Genomic DNA, 14,421 nt, shown 5'->3' with positions numbered 1-14,421 from the left:
GGCGGTGGAAAGGGCAGGCGTGCACTCCGTGCCGGTGCTTGATGCTACCGAGCCCACCACGTGGCGCAGTCCGGCTCTCGCTCAGCGTGAAAGGGATCACCCATTCGAGCGAAGCTCTATGCGATCACGGTTTCGGTCACAGCGAGGAAGGCCGGTTCGATGTGGCCCTCGGCGACGATAACGGCGGGGGCTGTCATCTCGATCTCGCCGTCGGGCCGTTCCGTGATCATCAGCCGTCCGCCGGGGAGATCCACGGTGTACGTGACCGGGGCGCCGGTGACCGAGGGGTCCGCCCCGTCCCTGCGGGCGGCCGCCACGGCGACGGCGCACGCACCCGTGCCGCAGGAGCGGGTCTCGCCGGAGCCGCGCTCGTGCACGCGCATGGCGACATGGCGCTCGCCGCGGTCGACGACAAACTCGACGTTCACGCCGTCCGGGTAGACCGACGCCGGACTGAAGGCCGGTACGGAGAGCAGATCGCCTGCGTGGTCCAAGTCGTCGACGAAGGCAACCGCGTGCGGATTGCCCATGTTGACGTTGCGGGCGGGCCAGCTGCGGCCGTCGACGGTGACTGTGACGCCGTCCTCGGGAAACAGCGCGCGCCCCATGGAGACGGTGATGTCGCCCTCCTTGGTGAGGTGCACCTTCTTGACGCCGCCGCGGGTCGCCACGGCCAGGTCGCCCGCCTCGGCATGGCCCGCTCGCTCGAGGTAGCGGGCGAAGACGCGTACGCCGTTGCCGCACATCTCGGCGATCGACCCGTCGGCGTTGCGATAGTCCATGAACCACTCGGCCTCGTCGGCCATGGCATGCGCCTCGGGGTGCGTCGCGGACCGCACGACATGCAGCAGTCCGTCGCCGCCGATGCCGGCCCGGCGGTCGCAGAGTCTGGCGACAGCTGATGCGGGCAGGTCGATGGCGTTGTCCGGGTCGGGGACGATCACGAAGTCGTTCTCGGTCCCATGGCCCTTGAGGAAGGCGATCGGCGAGGTCTGCGGAGTGCTCACGCCGTCCATCGTACGAGGACGGCGGGGCGGACAGTTCAGCGGAGGCGTGCCACGCGCCAGACGGCGAGCGCGACGATCGCCGCGCCCACGCCGACGTACAGGGCGATGACCCGCCAGTCGGGGCGCTCCCCGGAGCCGCGGGCCGGCAGTCCGGGCCAGGTGTGGCCCACGCGGCGGGCTGCCATCACGCCCCAGCCGGCGGCGCAGCAGCTGATCAGCAGTCCCAGCATGGCGACGACCGCTCCGCCGTCGCCCGTGCCGAAGGCGAGAGGGAAGGCGAACATCAGGGAGCCGATCGCGGCGAGCGTCACGATGGGGGCGAGCTGCCAGATCCGCAGCCTGCGCTGCGGGCGCAGTTCGACCTCGACCTCGTCCGCGATCACGTCCTGCTCGTCAGGCCCGTCCGGACTCAGACGGGACGCGCTGTCCGCTGCGTCACGCCTTTCCTGTTCTCTGTCGCGAGGGCCGGCCTCCATCGCCACGCGCCCTCCCAATTCGGACTCCACGTCGATCGATGCTCGATGATGGCACGCTCCAGGGCGCCGAAATGACTGCCAGAGCGTCCCGATGCCATCACGTGATCAGGCTGTGACCGCTCGTTCGACCAACGCCAGCGCCAGGTGCGGAAGTTCCGCCCTGCGCTGGGCGGCTCCACTCAGCCAGTGCACCCGCGGGTCCCGCCGGAACCAGGAATCCTGGCGGCGCGCGAAGCGCTTCGTGGCGCGCACGGTCTCCTCGCGCGCCTCCTGGTCCGTGCACTCCCCCGCGAGCGCCGTGAGCACCTGCTGGTAGCCGAGTGCACGTGAGGCCGTGCGCCCCTCGCGCAGACCTTGCGCCTCCAGCGCACGCACTTCGTCGACGAGACCCGCCTCCCACATCCGGTCGACCCGCAGCGCAATGCGCTCGTCGAGCTCGGGGCGTTCGACGTCGACGCCGATCTGGACGGTGTCGTACACGGCGTCATGGCCGGGGAGATTGGCAGTGAAGGGCTTGCCGGTGAGCTCGATGACCTCGAGCGCCCGGACGATGCGGCGGCCGTTGCTGGGCAGGATCGCGCTGCCGGCCTCGGGGTCGGCGGTGGCGAGCCGGGCGTGCAGCGCACCGGAGCCGTGCTGCGTCAGCTCCTCCTCGAGCCGGGCACGGATCTCTGGGTCGGTGCCGGGGAATTCGAGGGCGTCGATGGCACCGCGTACGTAGAGCCCGGAGCCACCGACGAGCACGGGCGTACGGCCTTCGGCGAGCAGCCGGTCGATCTCCGCCCTGGCCAGCCTCTGATACTCGGCGACGCTCGCGGCCTCGGTAACGTCCCAGATGTCCAGGAGCCGGTGCGGGACGCCACCGCGCTCGTCGGTCGTCAGCTTGGCGGTACCGATGTCCATCCCTCGGTAGAGCTGCATGGAGTCGGCGTTGACGACTTCACCGCCCAACCGCTGGGCCAGAAAAACACCCAGATCGGACTTTCCGGCCGCGGTGGGACCGACGATGGCGATGACCCGCGGTGCGGGAGCTGCACTTCTCACTGCCCCAGTCTCGCAAACCCGCGGGCATGTCCCCGAACGAGCGAGGTGACGGCACAGGGGCGGGTTCGTTGCCTGTTGCGAGGTTCCGAACGCCGGTTTTTGGGCCGGTGCCCGCGGGCGGCGCAATGAGACGCCCCGGGCGGCGCGGAACTTCGCCCACACGAGTAGGCTATGGAGCAGATATGGGCGTTTTTTCACGATTTCGTCGTAAGTCCAAGACGACTGCCGAGGCGTCAACCGAGGAGGCAGTTGTCAGCACTCTGACAGCCGAGTCCCCGGTTGAGGCGGATTCCGATTCCGAAGCGTCGAAGGACGCGGCGGCCGACGTCACCGAAGCCGAAGAGGCGGAGGTCGCCGAGGCGGCCGAGGCCACGGCGGCCGAAGGCGTGGAGATTCCGAAGCAGCAGTCGGCCGAGGAGGCGGCGGACAACGAAGCCGGAGAGGGCGCCCGCAAGTAGTCCCCGGCGAGGGAACACGAGGGAAGATGACCCATGGGCTTCAAGGACACGCTGAAAGCCAAGCTCACCCCGGCCAAGGACAAGGTCTCTGACCTCGCGCAGCAGCACGGTGGCAAGATCGAGCACGGTCTGGAGAGAGCCGCCAAGACGGTCGATCAAAAGACCAAGGGCAAGTACAGCAGCAAGATCGAGACTGGCACCGGCAAAGCCAAGAACGCCCTGGGCCGAATCGCCCACAAGGACGATGGCACGACGCCTCCGGCTTCCTGACATCACCGGCGGGCGGCCGCGGAACTCTTCGCTCCGCGGCCGCCCGCCGATGTACGTCCGCTCGACGTCCTCGTTACGTCACGCCTCTACATCCTCGTCACGTCCGTCACGTCCGTCACGTCCGTCACGACGGGCGGCTTGCGGCTCTGGGTCCGCCACAACGGGGCGGCTCTACGCCCACTAGGACCAGGTGGCGACGAAGTAGCCGACGCCGTACGGGGCGTCCTCGTACAGCAGCTGTCCGGCCAGTCCCGCGTTCTCCGCGGCTCCCGCGAGCACCTGCCACGGAGCGCGGCCCGCCGCCTTGAGTTCGTACGCCAGTGACTCGTCCAGCGCCTTGAGCGCCTCGACATCGGCGGCGCCCAGCGCACGGGCGGTCCGTCCGTCGAAGTCCGCGGCCCGCTCGTCGAGATAGCCGGGGGCCTTGAGCGTGCGGCAGGCGCTGCCGTCACCCATCACCAGCAGCGCGACGCGGTCCGCCCTGGCGGCCAGTTCCCGTCCGACAGCCACGCAGCGCTCACCGGCGAGCTGCTCGCCGACACCGAGGCCCTCCACCGGGGCGTCCGCCCACCGGGCGCGGGTGAGCAACCAGGCGCCGACGGCCAGCGAGGGCGGCAGCGGCCGATCCTGGACCTCGCCCGCTCCGAGCCGTACGTCGAGGTCCACGCCGAACCCGTGGAAGGAGCCGGTCGCGCCCGCGAGGTGCGGGCCGCGGCCGTCCTGCTCGGCAGGTCCGAGCACGACGAGCAGATCGGGCCGGGCGGCGGCGAGCACCCCGAGCGCATCGGCACACGCGGTCCGCGCGGTGTCGAGTTCCGGGGCGGCCCCGGCGGCGACGTCCGGGACCAGCAGCGGCGGACAGGGGCAGACGGCTGCGGCGACAAGCATGATCGCCAGCGTAGTCCGTACTCAGTCCGTCGCTCTGGCCGACGGGCCTTCCAGCGGGCTGTCCGCCGTCCGCGGCCGCCCGTCAGTCGCAGCCGCACCCGGGCGCCTGAGCCACCGGAAGCGGCTCGAGTGCGCCGATCTTCGGCAGGCCCAGCATCACGCCGGCCGGCTTCGCGGCCGCCGCGGCATTGCGCTTCTCCCAGGCGTCGCCCGCCCGGGTGGGACGTACGGAGTGCACAGTGCCCTCGGCGAGCAGGTGATGCGGCGCGGCATAGGTGATCTCGACAGTCACCACATCGCCCGGGCGCACTACCTCGTCCGGCTTGGTGAAGTGCACCAGGCGGTTGTCGGGCGCGCGCCCCGAAAGGCGGTGGGTGGCGCCGTCCTTGCGGCCTTCGCCCTCGGCGACCATGACCTCCAGCGTCCGGCCGACCTGCCTCTTGTTCTCCTCCCAGGAAATCTCCTCCTGGAGGGCGACCAGGCGCAGATAGCGCTCCTGGACGACCTCCTTGGAGATCTGCCCCTCCATGGTGGCCGCCGGGGTGCCGGGGCGCTTGGAGTACTGGAAGGTGAAGGCGTTCGCGAAGCGCGCCTCGCGCACCGTGTGCATCGTCTGCTCGAAGTCCTCCTCGGTCTCGCCGGGGAAGCCCACGATGATGTCGGTGGAGATGGCGGCGTGCGGAATGGCCGCGCGCACCTTCTCGATGATTCCGAGGAAACGCTCCTGCCGGTACGAGCGGCGCATCGCCTTCAGGATCGTGTCCGAACCCGACTGCAGCGGCATGTGCAGCTGCGGCATGACGTTCGGGGTCTCGGCCATCGCCGCGATCACATCGTCCGTGAAGTCGCGCGGGTGCGGCGAGGTGAAGCGGACCCGCTCCAGACCGTCGATCCTTCCGCAGGCGCGCAGCAGCTTGGAGAACGCCTCGCGGTCGCCGATGTCGGAGCCGTACGCATTGACGTTCTGGCCGAGCAGGGTGATCTCGGAGACGCCCTCGGCGACAAGCGCCTCCACCTCGGCCAGGATGTCGCCGGGCCGGCGGTCCTTCTCCTTGCCCCGCAGCGCCGGGACGATACAGAAGGTGCAGGTGTTGTTGCAGCCGACCGAGATGGAGACCCACGCCGCATAGGCGGACTCACGGCGGGTCGGCAGCGTCGAGGGAAAGGCCTCGAGCGACTCCGCGATTTCGACCTGCGCCTCTTCCTGGATACGGGCGCGCTCCAGCAGCACCGGCAGCTTGCCGATGTTGTGCGTACCGAAGACGACGTCCACCCACGGCGCCTTGGTCACGATGGTGTCGCGGTCCTTCTGGGCCAGGCAGCCGCCGACGGCGATCTGCATCCCGGGCCGCTTGGTCTTCATCGGCGCGAGCCGGCCGAGATTGCCGTACAGCTTGTTGTCGGCGTTCTCCCGCACCGCGCAGGTGTTGAAGACGACGACATCGGCGTCACCGTCGGCACCCTCGGGCGCGCGCACATAGCCTGCGTCCTCCAGCAGGCCCGACAGCCGCTCGGAGTCGTGGACGTTCATCTGGCACCCGTAGGTGCGCACCTCGTAAGTTTTCGCACTCATCGCGCCCACCAGGGTACGGGGTCGTACCGACGCTCCGCCCCTCCCTCCGCGAGGGAGGGCCTGGCCATTACAGGGAGTGAGCTGGCAGGATCGCGGCCATGTTCCCGGCCCTGTCCCGCATCAGCCGCCGCCGTGCCCTCCAGGGGTCGGCCGCTGCCCTGGTGGTGTTCGGGCTGCTGCTGTGGTGGCTGCTGCCCTTCGGCGGGACCTCGCCGCGCGGGACGCTGACCTTCAGCACCGGTTCGCAGAGCGGCGTCTATCAGCGGTACGGCGTGCTGCTGAAGGACGCTCTCGCCCATGACCTGCCGGATGTGAAGATCGATCTGCGGACCAGTGAGGGCTCGCAGCAGAATCTCGCGCGGGTGGCCGCAGGCGAGGCCGACTTCACCATCGCCACGGCCGACGCCGTCGCCAAGTACAAGCGGGACGGCAAGCCGGGCGCCACCCGGCTGCGCGGCTGTGCCCGGCTGTACGACGACTATGTGCAGCTCATCGTGCCACGCGGCTCGCCGGTGATGTCGGTCCGCGATCTGCGCGACAAGCGGGTGGGCATCGGGCAGGAGGGGTCGGGTGTGCGGCTGGTCGCCGAGCGGCTGCTGAGGGCCTCAGGGATCGATCCGACGCGGGACATCACTCCGGTGCCGGCCGGAATCGACACGGTGCCCGGGCGGCTCGAAGCCGGCGAGCTCGATGCCTTCTTCTGGTCGGGCGGCCTGCCGACGGCGGCCATCGAAGAGCTTTCCGCGCGCTTCCAGATCCGGCTGGTCCCGCTGGAGGCCGATCTCGTCGAGAAGCTGCACGCCACAGGCGAGTCGACCAGCTACTACCGCTCCGCTGTGATGCCCGCCGACGCCTATCTCCAGGCGCAGAGCGGCGTGCCCGTACCGACCGTGGCGGTGGCGAATCTGCTGGTCACCACGGACCGGATGGATCCGGCGATGACCGAGGGCTTCACCCGTACGGTGATCAACAGCCGGGACCGTATCGGCAATACGGTGCACCCTGCCCAGCTGGTCGATCTGCGGACCGCGGTCTACACGGATCCGCTGCCGCTGCACAAAGGCGCCCAGCGCTACTACCGCTCGGTCAAGCCGTAGCCCTGGCTGGGCGCCCGTCGTCGCCGCCCGGTCAGGCCGTCGATAACGCCCGGTCAGGCCGTAGGAGACGTACGCGGGACAGTGACGGTCACCCGCAGTCCGCGCGGCTCGTGATGCGCATACGCGATGGAGCCACCGCCCGCCGTCAGCAGCGCGCGCGAGATGGACAAGCCCAGGCCGGAGCCCTTGACGTTCTGGTGGCGGCCGCTGCGCCAGAAGCGGTCGCCGATTCGGGCCAGCTCCTCGTCGGTCAGACCCGGACCACCGTCGGTGATCACCACCGTGGAGCTCTCACCGTTGGAGGCGACCGAGACCGTGACCTCCTCGCCCTGGGGCGTGAACTTCAGGGCATTGTCGATCACCGCGTCCAGTGCGCTGGACAGTGCGACCGGATCGGCCCAGGCGGTGACCGCGGCGCCGTGTCCGGTCAGCCGGACGCCCATCTCCTCGGCGAGGGGGCGCCAGGCCGCGACCCGCTCGGCGGCCAGTTCGCCGATATCGGTGAGTTGAAGATCCGCGGAGGCGTGCTCGGCCAGCGCCAGGTCCAGCAGGTCGTCGAGGACCTGGGCGAGGCGCTTGCCCTCGGTGCGGACCGAGGCGATCTCCTCGTTGCCCGCGGGGAATTCGAGTGCGAGGAGCTCGATCCGGAGCAGCAGCGCGGCGAGCGGGTTGCGCAGCTGGTGGGAGGCGTCGGCGACGAACGCCCGCTGCTGTTCGAGGACTTCTTCGACATTGTCGGCCATCTCGTTGAACGAACGGGCCAGGCGCCGGAGTTCCGGAGGTCCGCTCGCCGCCGCGACACGTGAGTTCATCTGCCCGGTCGCGATGTCGTGAGTGGCCGCGTCCAGGATGCGTACCGGCCGCAGCACCCAGCCCGTGAGGCGGAAGGCGGCGCCGACGGCCAGCAGCATCGCCGCGCCCTCGCCTGCCGCGATCAGCAGCCACCCCTGCAGCACGCGTGAACGCAGCTGGCCGGTGGGCGAGTCCGTGAACACCACGGCCACGACGTCCCCGTCCCGTACGACCGGTGAGGCGACGACGAGCCGGCCGCCCTGCTGCCACGGCCAGACCTGCGGCGGGTCATGGCTGCGCCGCCCCGACAGCGCCTCTTCGAAGGCCTGTCGGCCCTGGCCATTCAGCGGCACGGACCAGGTCTCGGGGGCGCGTGCCATGGCGTCGCTGTCACGGTAGAAGACGCCCGCACTGATGCCGTAGGTGTCGTGGTAACGGTCGAGCTGCTCCTGGAGCGTGGAGCGCCGCTCGTCGGCACCCGAGCGATCGGTGACGAACTGTGCGAGCGCCGCGAAGCGCACCGTGTCGTCGATCCGGTCGACGACGACCCGCTGCTGCTGTGCGGCGGCCACGCTCACGGCGAGCGGGAAGCCGAGCGCGAGCAGCACGCCCGCCATGAGGACGATGAGCAGCGGAAGAAGTCGGGTACGCACAGGGAGTTACGGGCCTTACGCGCCGACGGGAACGACGAGGCGGTAGCCGACGCCGCGCACGGTCTCGATCAGGTTGGGCATGCGGAGCTTGGAGCGCAGGGACGCCACATGCACCTCGAGCGTGCGGCCGGTCCCTTCCCAACTGGTCCGCCACACCTCGCTGATGATCTGCTCCCGGCGGAAGACGACGCCCGGCCGCTGCGCGAGCAGGGCCAGCAGGTCGAACTCCTTGCGGGTCAGCTGCACCGTCGCACCGTCGACACTGACGCGGCGGGTGGGCAGTTCGATGACGACCGTGCCGAGCCGCAGCGCGTGATCGGCGGTGGCCGTAGCAGCTTCGTCTCCGGGCGCGGTACGCCGACTGACGGCGTGGATGCGCGCGAGCAGCTCACCGGTGTCGTACGGCTTGACGACATAGTCGTCGGCCCCGAGGTTGAGCCCGTGTATCCGGGATCTGACGTCGGCCCGCGCGGTCACCATGATCACAGGGATCGAAGTGAGCTTCCTGATCTTGCCACAGACCTGGTAGCCGTCCTGGTCGGGCAGCCCCAGATCCAGCAGCACGACCCCGAAAGGCGGCTTGTGCGGATGCGTCGCGGGCAGCACGGCCTGCAGCGCCTCCTCGCCGTTGCGAGCGTGCACCACTTCGAAGCCGTGCCTTGCGAGTACGGCGGAGAGGGCGGCGGCGACATGGTCGTCGTCCTCGACGAGCAGCAGTCTCATGGCCCCCCTCCGGTTGTGCGGTCTTCTCCGATGTACCTGGGCATCAAGGCCGATTGTCGCCCAGACAGTCAAGAGGCACCCCGTTACATGGCGGTTTCCGTTACCCACCCGGTACGCCGATCACCTCCCCGTTCACGCATAGTGTCCGGTTGCAGCCGGATCGTTATCCTCAATTTCCGCTCAGATGTAATGACGCTGGTCGCACTAGGTGAATAGGGTCCTGCCAACCGAGGAGGACGGAGCAAGAAGCCGATGAGCGGAGTTTCAGTGACCAAGGGCGCCGAGGACGCTGTGCCCACCGCGGGCGACCTGGTCGTGCTGAGCAACGTCAACAAGCACTTCGGCGCGCTGCATGTGCTCCAGGACATCGACCTGACCATCGCCCGTGGCGAGGTCGTGGTCGTCATCGGGCCCTCCGGGTCCGGGAAGTCCACGCTGTGCCGCACGATCAACCGCTTGGAGACGATCGACTCAGGTGCGATCTCGATCGACGGCAAGCCGCTGCCCGATGAGGGCAAGGAGCTGGCCAGGCTGCGTGCCGACGTGGGGATGGTCTTCCAGTCGTTCAACCTCTTCGCGCACAAGACGGTGCTCGAGAACGTGATGCTGGGCCAGCTCAAGGTCCGCAAGATGGACAAGAAGGCTGCCGAGGAGAAGGCACGCGCCCTGCTCGACCGGGTCGGCGTGGCCACGCAGGCGGACAAGTACCCGTCCCAGCTCTCCGGTGGTCAGCAGCAACGTGTCGCCATCGCACGGGCGTTGGCGATGGATCCCAAGGTGATGCTCTTCGACGAGCCGACCTCCGCCCTCGACCCCGAGATGATCAATGAGGTGCTGGAGGTCATGCAGCAGCTCGCCCGGGAAGGCATGACGATGGTCGTCGTCACCCATGAGATGGGATTCGCGCGCTCGGCCGCCAACCGGGTCGTGTTCATGGCCGACGGCAAGATCGTCGAAGAGGCCACGCCCGACAACTTCTTCAGCAACCCGCGCAGTGACCGCGCCAAGGACTTCCTGTCGAAGATCCTGCACCACTGAGTCCCGGATCAGCTGATCACCCACATCGCGTCAACCCAGGGGAAAGTCACCATGAAGCTTCGCAAGGTCACCGCCGCTTCGGCCGCTGTGCTCGCACTCGCGCTGGCCGCCACCGCCTGCGGCTCCAATGACAAGGACAGCGACTCGGCCGGCGGCGGCAAGAAGATCACGATCGGCATCAAGATCGACCAGCCGGGCATCGGCCTGAAGACGCCCGACGGCAAGTACACCGGCTTCGACGTCGACGTCGCCACGTACGTCGCCAAGGAGCTCGGCTACGACGCCAAGGACATCACCTTCAAGGAGACGAAGAGCGCCGACCGCGAGACGGCGATCGAGCGCGGTGACGTCAAGTTCATCGCCGCCTCCTACTCGATCAACGACAAGCGTCTGGCCAAGGTCGACTTCGCCGGTCCCTACCTGCTGGCCCACCAGGACATCCTGGTCCGCGCCGACGACGACTCGATCAAGTCCCCGGCGGACCTGAACAACAAGAAGCTGTGCTCGGTCACCGGCTCGACCTCCGCGACGAACGTCAAGGAGAAGCTCGCCCCGAAGGCTCAGCTGCAGGTGTACGGCGGCTACTCCGAGTGCCTGACCGGCCTGGAGAACAAGGTCATTGACGCGCTGACCACCGACGACTCCATCCTCGCCGGTTACGCCTCGCAGGACACGGCCAAGGGCAAGTTCAAGCTGGCCGGCTTCAAGCTGAGCAACGAGAACTACGGCATCGGCCTGAAGAAGGGCGACGCCGACCTGAAGAAGAAGATCGACGCGGCCCTTACCAAGATGGTCTCGGACGGCTCCTGGGAGAAGGCCGTGAAGGCCAACTTCGGTCCGGCGAACTACAAGAACGAGGCCGCCCCGAAGATCGGCAACATCGTCAAGTAGTGAAGCAGGGCTGACGAGGTGCGCCGCCGCTGACGGCGGCGCGCCGGGCCCTCCCCACACGCGGAAGCGCGGGAGATCGTGTTCGACTTTCTTGAAGGTTACGACCTACTGGGGGCCTTCTGGGTGACGGTGCAACTCGCCGTCTACTCCGCCCTCGGTTCCCTGATATGGGGAACGCTATTGGCCGGCATGCGGGTCAGCCCGGTCCCCCTGATGCGCGGTTTCGGTACCACTTATGTGAACGTGGTCCGGAACATCCCCCTGACCGTCATCATCCTCTTCACCTCGCTGGGCCTGTTCCAGACGCTGAGCGTCACCCTCGGGGCGGAGGACTTCGAGACGATCAACTTCAGGCTGGCGGTGCTCGGTCTGATCGCCTACACCTCCGCCTTCGTGTGCGAGGCGTTGCGGTCGGGCATCAACACAGTCCCCACCGGCCAGGCGGAGGCAGCGCGTGCCCTCGGGCTGAGCTTCACCCAGGTGTTGCGGATGATCATCCTCCCGCAGGCCTTCCGCTCGGTCGTCAACCCGCTGGCCAATGTGCTGATCGCCCTGACCAAGAACACCACGGTGGCCGCCGCGATCGGTGTTCTCGAGGCCGCGAACCTGATGAAGACCATGATCGAGGCTGAGGCCCAACTCATCCTGATCTCAGCTGTCTTCGCGTTCGGATTCATCTGCCTCACCCTCCCGACCGGCCTGATCCTCGGCTGGGTGAGCAAGAAGGTGGCGGTGAAGCGATGACGTCCGTCCTCTATGACGCACAGGGGCCGCGCGCCAAGCAGCGCAACATCCTGTACACGGTGTTGTTCCTGCTCGCCCTCGCGGGCGTGCTGTGGTGGGTGTACGACAGCCTCAACTCCAAGCACCAGCTCGACTGGATCAAGTGGAAGCCGTTCTTCACCAGCGGCCAGCCGTGGGAGACGTACCTCTGGCCGGGGCTTGAGAACACGCTGATCGCCGCGGGCCTCGCCCTGGTGATCGCACTGCCCCTCGGAGCGCTGTTCGGCATCGGCCGGCTCTCGGATCACTTGTGGGTGCGCATGCCGTCCGGCATCGTCGTGGAGTTCTTCCGCGCCATCCCGGTTCTGGTCCTGATGATCTTCGCGAACGCGGCGTACTCCCAGTTCGACAACATCAGTGCCGACCAGCGTCCCCTGTACGCCGTGGTCACAGGTCTCGTCCTCTACAACGCCTCGGTGCTCGCCGAGATCGTTCGGGCCGGCATCCTGTCCCTCCCCCGGGGCCAGACCGACGCGGCCAAGGCGATCGGTATGCGCAAGGGCCAGACGATGCGGTACGTGCTGCTGCCGCAGTCGGTGACCGCCATGCTGCCCGCCATCGTCAGTCAGATCGTGGTCATCGTGAAGGACACCGCCCTCGGCGGCGCGGTGCTGACCTACTCCGAACTGCTGGCATCCGCTCGTCCGATGAGCGCCAACTACGGCGCGAACACCATCGCGTGTTTCACCGTCATCGCCCTCATCTACATCGCGGTGAACTTCACGCTCACCTCGTTCGCAAGCTGGCTGGAGGGCCGTCTGCGGCGCGGCAAGAAGAGCACGGGTGCGGTCGTGGGCCCCGGAACCGTCGAGGAGACGGCGGCACCGATCTCGGTGTCGGGTGACTTCAAGTCCGGCGCCGGAGGCGGCGGCATCTGACGGTACGGATCCACAGGCTCCACGGGGGGCGGCGGCGCGATTGCGCCGCCGCCCCCCGTCACTTGACGAGGGCACCCGCAATAGGTTGCATACGTTCTGTGATCGCGCACCGGGCTCCCCTCTCACCTTCCCGCACGACCCTTCGGGCCCGAGGAGTCACGCCGTGGACCCGGTGATCATCGTCGGCGCCGGGCCGGTCGGGCTCGCGCTCTCGCTGGCCCTTGCCACGCAAGGTGTCCCTTCCGTCGTACTCGACGAAGGCACGGACAAGGACGAGCCGCGCCCCGCACGCACGGTCGTACTGCGATCCGACACGGCGGCCATGGTGGAACGGCTCGGCTGTGCCACAGTCCGTGCCGAAGGAGCCCGCTGGACCGGCTGGCGCTCGATGCGGCGCAAGCAGGACGTACGGCAGCTCGTACTCGGCGACGGCGGCGCTCCCGCGCCGCTGCACATCCCCCAGCACGCACTCACGCGCGGACTGCGGAACGCCGTCGCCGGGCAGCAGCTGGTCCGGCTCGTCACCGACAGTCGTCTGGACTCGCTGGAGCAGGACGCGAGCGGGATCAGCGTGCACACCCGCGGGCCCGGGGCGACCTGGTGGCGCGGAAGCCATCTGGTCGGCTGTGACGGTGCCAGGTCGACCGTCCGCAAGCTGCTGGGCATCCGCTTCCCGGGGCGTACGGCGGTGGAACGGCATGCCGTCGCCGCCCTGCGTACCGAACTTCCCTGGCCCGACGAGGCGTTGCTGCACCGCCAGCCGCCTTGGCACACGGGCGGCGACGAGGTCACGGCCCGCCCGCTGCCGGACGGCGTCTGGCGTCTTGACTGGCTGCTGCCGCCCCGCGGTGAACTGGTCACCCCTGACACCCTGGTGGCTCGGTTGCGGGACACCCTGGCCGGCTGGTGCGGTGAGACACCTCCGTACGAACTGCTCGACACCGGCGTCTACACCCTGCACCACCGGCTCGCCCGGCGCTGGCGTGTGGACCGGGCCTTCCTCGCGGGCGATGCCGCCCATCTGCTCGGCGCGCTCGGCACCCAGGGCCTCGACGAAGGGCTGCGGGACGCCGACAACCTGGCGTGGAAGCTGGCGCACATCTGGCACCACGGCGCGTCCGAGCCGCTGCTCGACAGCTATCAGGCGGAGCGGCGCGCCGCCGTCGCCGCGCGGCTGCGCGCCGCCGACCAGTCGCTGCCGATACTGCGCGGCGGCAGCGCGCTGCGTACGTACTTCCCGGGCAGCACGCGCGGGCACGACACCCTGCTCACCGACGGCCATCTGGGGCACGGCCCACTGGGTGCGCCCCCCGTTTACACGCACTCCCCCCTCGCACCTGAGTACGCCGACGCGCAGACGCTCGTCGGCACGGAGGCGGGCGCGCCGGTCGCCGATGTACGGGTGACCGTGCCCGACGGGGCCAGTGCACGGCTGCGGGACAGGCTGGGACAGGGGCAGCTGCTGGTGGTGCTGGTCGCGCCGGGTACCGGGGTGTGGGACCGGCGGCACTGGGTGAGCGCGGGCGTGATGCCGCGGCTGGCGGCGGCGGTCACCGCGCTGCCGGTGCGGGCGGAGCTGCTGGTGACGGAGAGCTACCCGGGCGCGTCCGCGCACACCGTGCTGCTGGTGCGGCCCGACGGACACCTGGTCGCGTCGTTCACGGGAGTGCGGCCTGCAGAGCTGTACGCGGCGGCGGACGCGGCGCGTGGCGGCGCTCCCTCAGCGCTGCACGGCGCTCCCTCAGCGGTACACAGGGACCGCACTGCGGACATCAATTGACCCTCGAGGGTCGACATGGTGTACTCCGGAGCGTGACTGACACCAAGGTGCGCCTGTGGCGGAGGGTCCA

Annotated in this window: 15 protein-coding genes; 8 read left to right on the top strand and 7 right to left on the bottom strand. The window is 69.0% G+C overall.

The window, feature by feature from the left end; translation table 11 throughout:
• Positions 1-116 precede the first annotated feature (116 nt).
• From dapF to miaA, 3 genes are all read right to left on the bottom strand, one after another.
• Positions 117-1,016 (bottom strand): diaminopimelate epimerase, encoded by a 900-nt coding sequence (gene dapF, locus OG735_RS31250; protein WP_327326471.1) that lies wholly within the window; start codon positions 1,014-1,016, stop codon positions 117-119.
• Between the two features lie 26 nt (positions 1,017-1,042).
• Entirely contained in the window at positions 1,043-1,390 is a 348-nt protein-coding gene (locus OG735_RS31245; RefSeq protein ID WP_327326470.1) for a hypothetical protein, read from the bottom strand.
• Between the two features lie 198 nt (positions 1,391-1,588).
• Positions 1,589-2,527, bottom strand: coding sequence for a tRNA (adenosine(37)-N6)-dimethylallyltransferase MiaA (gene miaA / locus OG735_RS31240; protein WP_327326469.1), 939 nt, complete (start codon positions 2,525-2,527; stop codon positions 1,589-1,591).
• 182 nt (positions 2,528-2,709) lie between these two features.
• Between miaA and OG735_RS31235 the strand changes: the two genes are divergently transcribed.
• Positions 2,710-2,985: a hypothetical protein gene (locus tag OG735_RS31235; protein ID WP_327326468.1), complete on the top strand. Its 276-nt coding sequence runs from the start codon at positions 2,710-2,712 to the stop codon at positions 2,983-2,985.
• Between the two features lie 33 nt (positions 2,986-3,018).
• Positions 3,019-3,255 (top strand): antitoxin, encoded by a 237-nt coding sequence (locus OG735_RS31230; protein ID WP_327326467.1) that lies wholly within the window; start codon positions 3,019-3,021, stop codon positions 3,253-3,255.
• Between the two features lie 180 nt (positions 3,256-3,435).
• Here OG735_RS31230 and OG735_RS31225 read toward each other — a convergent pair whose 3' ends face one another.
• Both OG735_RS31225 and miaB read right to left on the bottom strand, forming a co-directional pair.
• Complete coding sequence (locus OG735_RS31225) at positions 3,436-4,143, bottom strand: class III extradiol dioxygenase subunit B-like domain-containing protein (protein WP_327326466.1); 708 nt, start codon at positions 4,141-4,143, stop codon at positions 3,436-3,438.
• Between the two features lie 82 nt (positions 4,144-4,225).
• Positions 4,226-5,716: a tRNA (N6-isopentenyl adenosine(37)-C2)-methylthiotransferase MiaB gene (miaB, locus tag OG735_RS31220; protein WP_327326465.1), complete on the bottom strand. Its 1,491-nt coding sequence runs from the start codon at positions 5,714-5,716 to the stop codon at positions 4,226-4,228.
• Between the two features lie 98 nt (positions 5,717-5,814).
• Between miaB and OG735_RS31215 the strand changes: the two genes are divergently transcribed.
• A complete protein-coding gene (locus tag OG735_RS31215) occupies positions 5,815-6,813 on the top strand; it encodes a TAXI family TRAP transporter solute-binding subunit (protein WP_327326464.1) in 999 nt (332 codons plus the stop codon).
• A gap of 53 nt (positions 6,814-6,866) precedes the next feature.
• Here the strand turns inward: OG735_RS31215 and OG735_RS31210 are convergent, their stop codons facing one another.
• Entirely contained in the window at positions 6,867-8,258 is a 1,392-nt protein-coding gene (locus OG735_RS31210; RefSeq protein ID WP_327326463.1) for a sensor histidine kinase, read from the bottom strand.
• 15 nt (positions 8,259-8,273) lie between these two features.
• On the bottom strand, positions 8,274-8,981 hold the full coding sequence (locus OG735_RS31205) for a response regulator transcription factor (RefSeq protein WP_327326462.1): 708 nt from the start codon (positions 8,979-8,981) through the stop codon (positions 8,274-8,276).
• A 252-nt stretch (positions 8,982-9,233) separates the two neighbouring features.
• Between OG735_RS31205 and OG735_RS31200 the strand changes: the two genes are divergently transcribed.
• From OG735_RS31200 to OG735_RS31180, 5 genes are all read left to right on the top strand, one after another.
• Positions 9,234-10,019 (top strand): amino acid ABC transporter ATP-binding protein, encoded by a 786-nt coding sequence (locus OG735_RS31200; protein ID WP_327326461.1) that lies wholly within the window; start codon positions 9,234-9,236, stop codon positions 10,017-10,019.
• A 51-nt stretch (positions 10,020-10,070) separates the two neighbouring features.
• On the top strand, positions 10,071-10,910 hold the full coding sequence (locus OG735_RS31195) for a glutamate ABC transporter substrate-binding protein (protein WP_327326460.1): 840 nt from the start codon (positions 10,071-10,073) through the stop codon (positions 10,908-10,910).
• A gap of 78 nt (positions 10,911-10,988) precedes the next feature.
• Positions 10,989-11,654 (top strand): amino acid ABC transporter permease, encoded by a 666-nt coding sequence (locus OG735_RS31190; protein WP_327326459.1) that lies wholly within the window; start codon positions 10,989-10,991, stop codon positions 11,652-11,654.
• The gene (locus tag OG735_RS31185; protein ID WP_327326458.1) at positions 11,651-12,571 is read left to right on the top strand and encodes an amino acid ABC transporter permease; all 921 of its coding nucleotides are present in this window, start codon (positions 11,651-11,653) and stop codon (positions 12,569-12,571) included. The genes OG735_RS31190 and OG735_RS31185 overlap by 4 nt, the downstream gene beginning before the upstream one ends.
• Positions 12,572-12,734: 163 nt before the next feature.
• Positions 12,735-14,351 (top strand): FAD-dependent monooxygenase, encoded by a 1,617-nt coding sequence (locus tag OG735_RS31180; RefSeq protein ID WP_327326457.1) that lies wholly within the window; start codon positions 12,735-12,737, stop codon positions 14,349-14,351.
• Positions 14,352-14,421: the final 70 nt, after the last annotated feature.

The organism is Streptomyces sp. NBC_01210 (assembly GCF_036010325.1).
Classification (GTDB): domain Bacteria; phylum Actinomycetota; class Actinomycetes; order Streptomycetales; family Streptomycetaceae; genus Streptomyces.
Note: the sequence above shows the minus strand (reverse complement) of the source record. Positions and strands in the feature narration are given on the sequence as shown.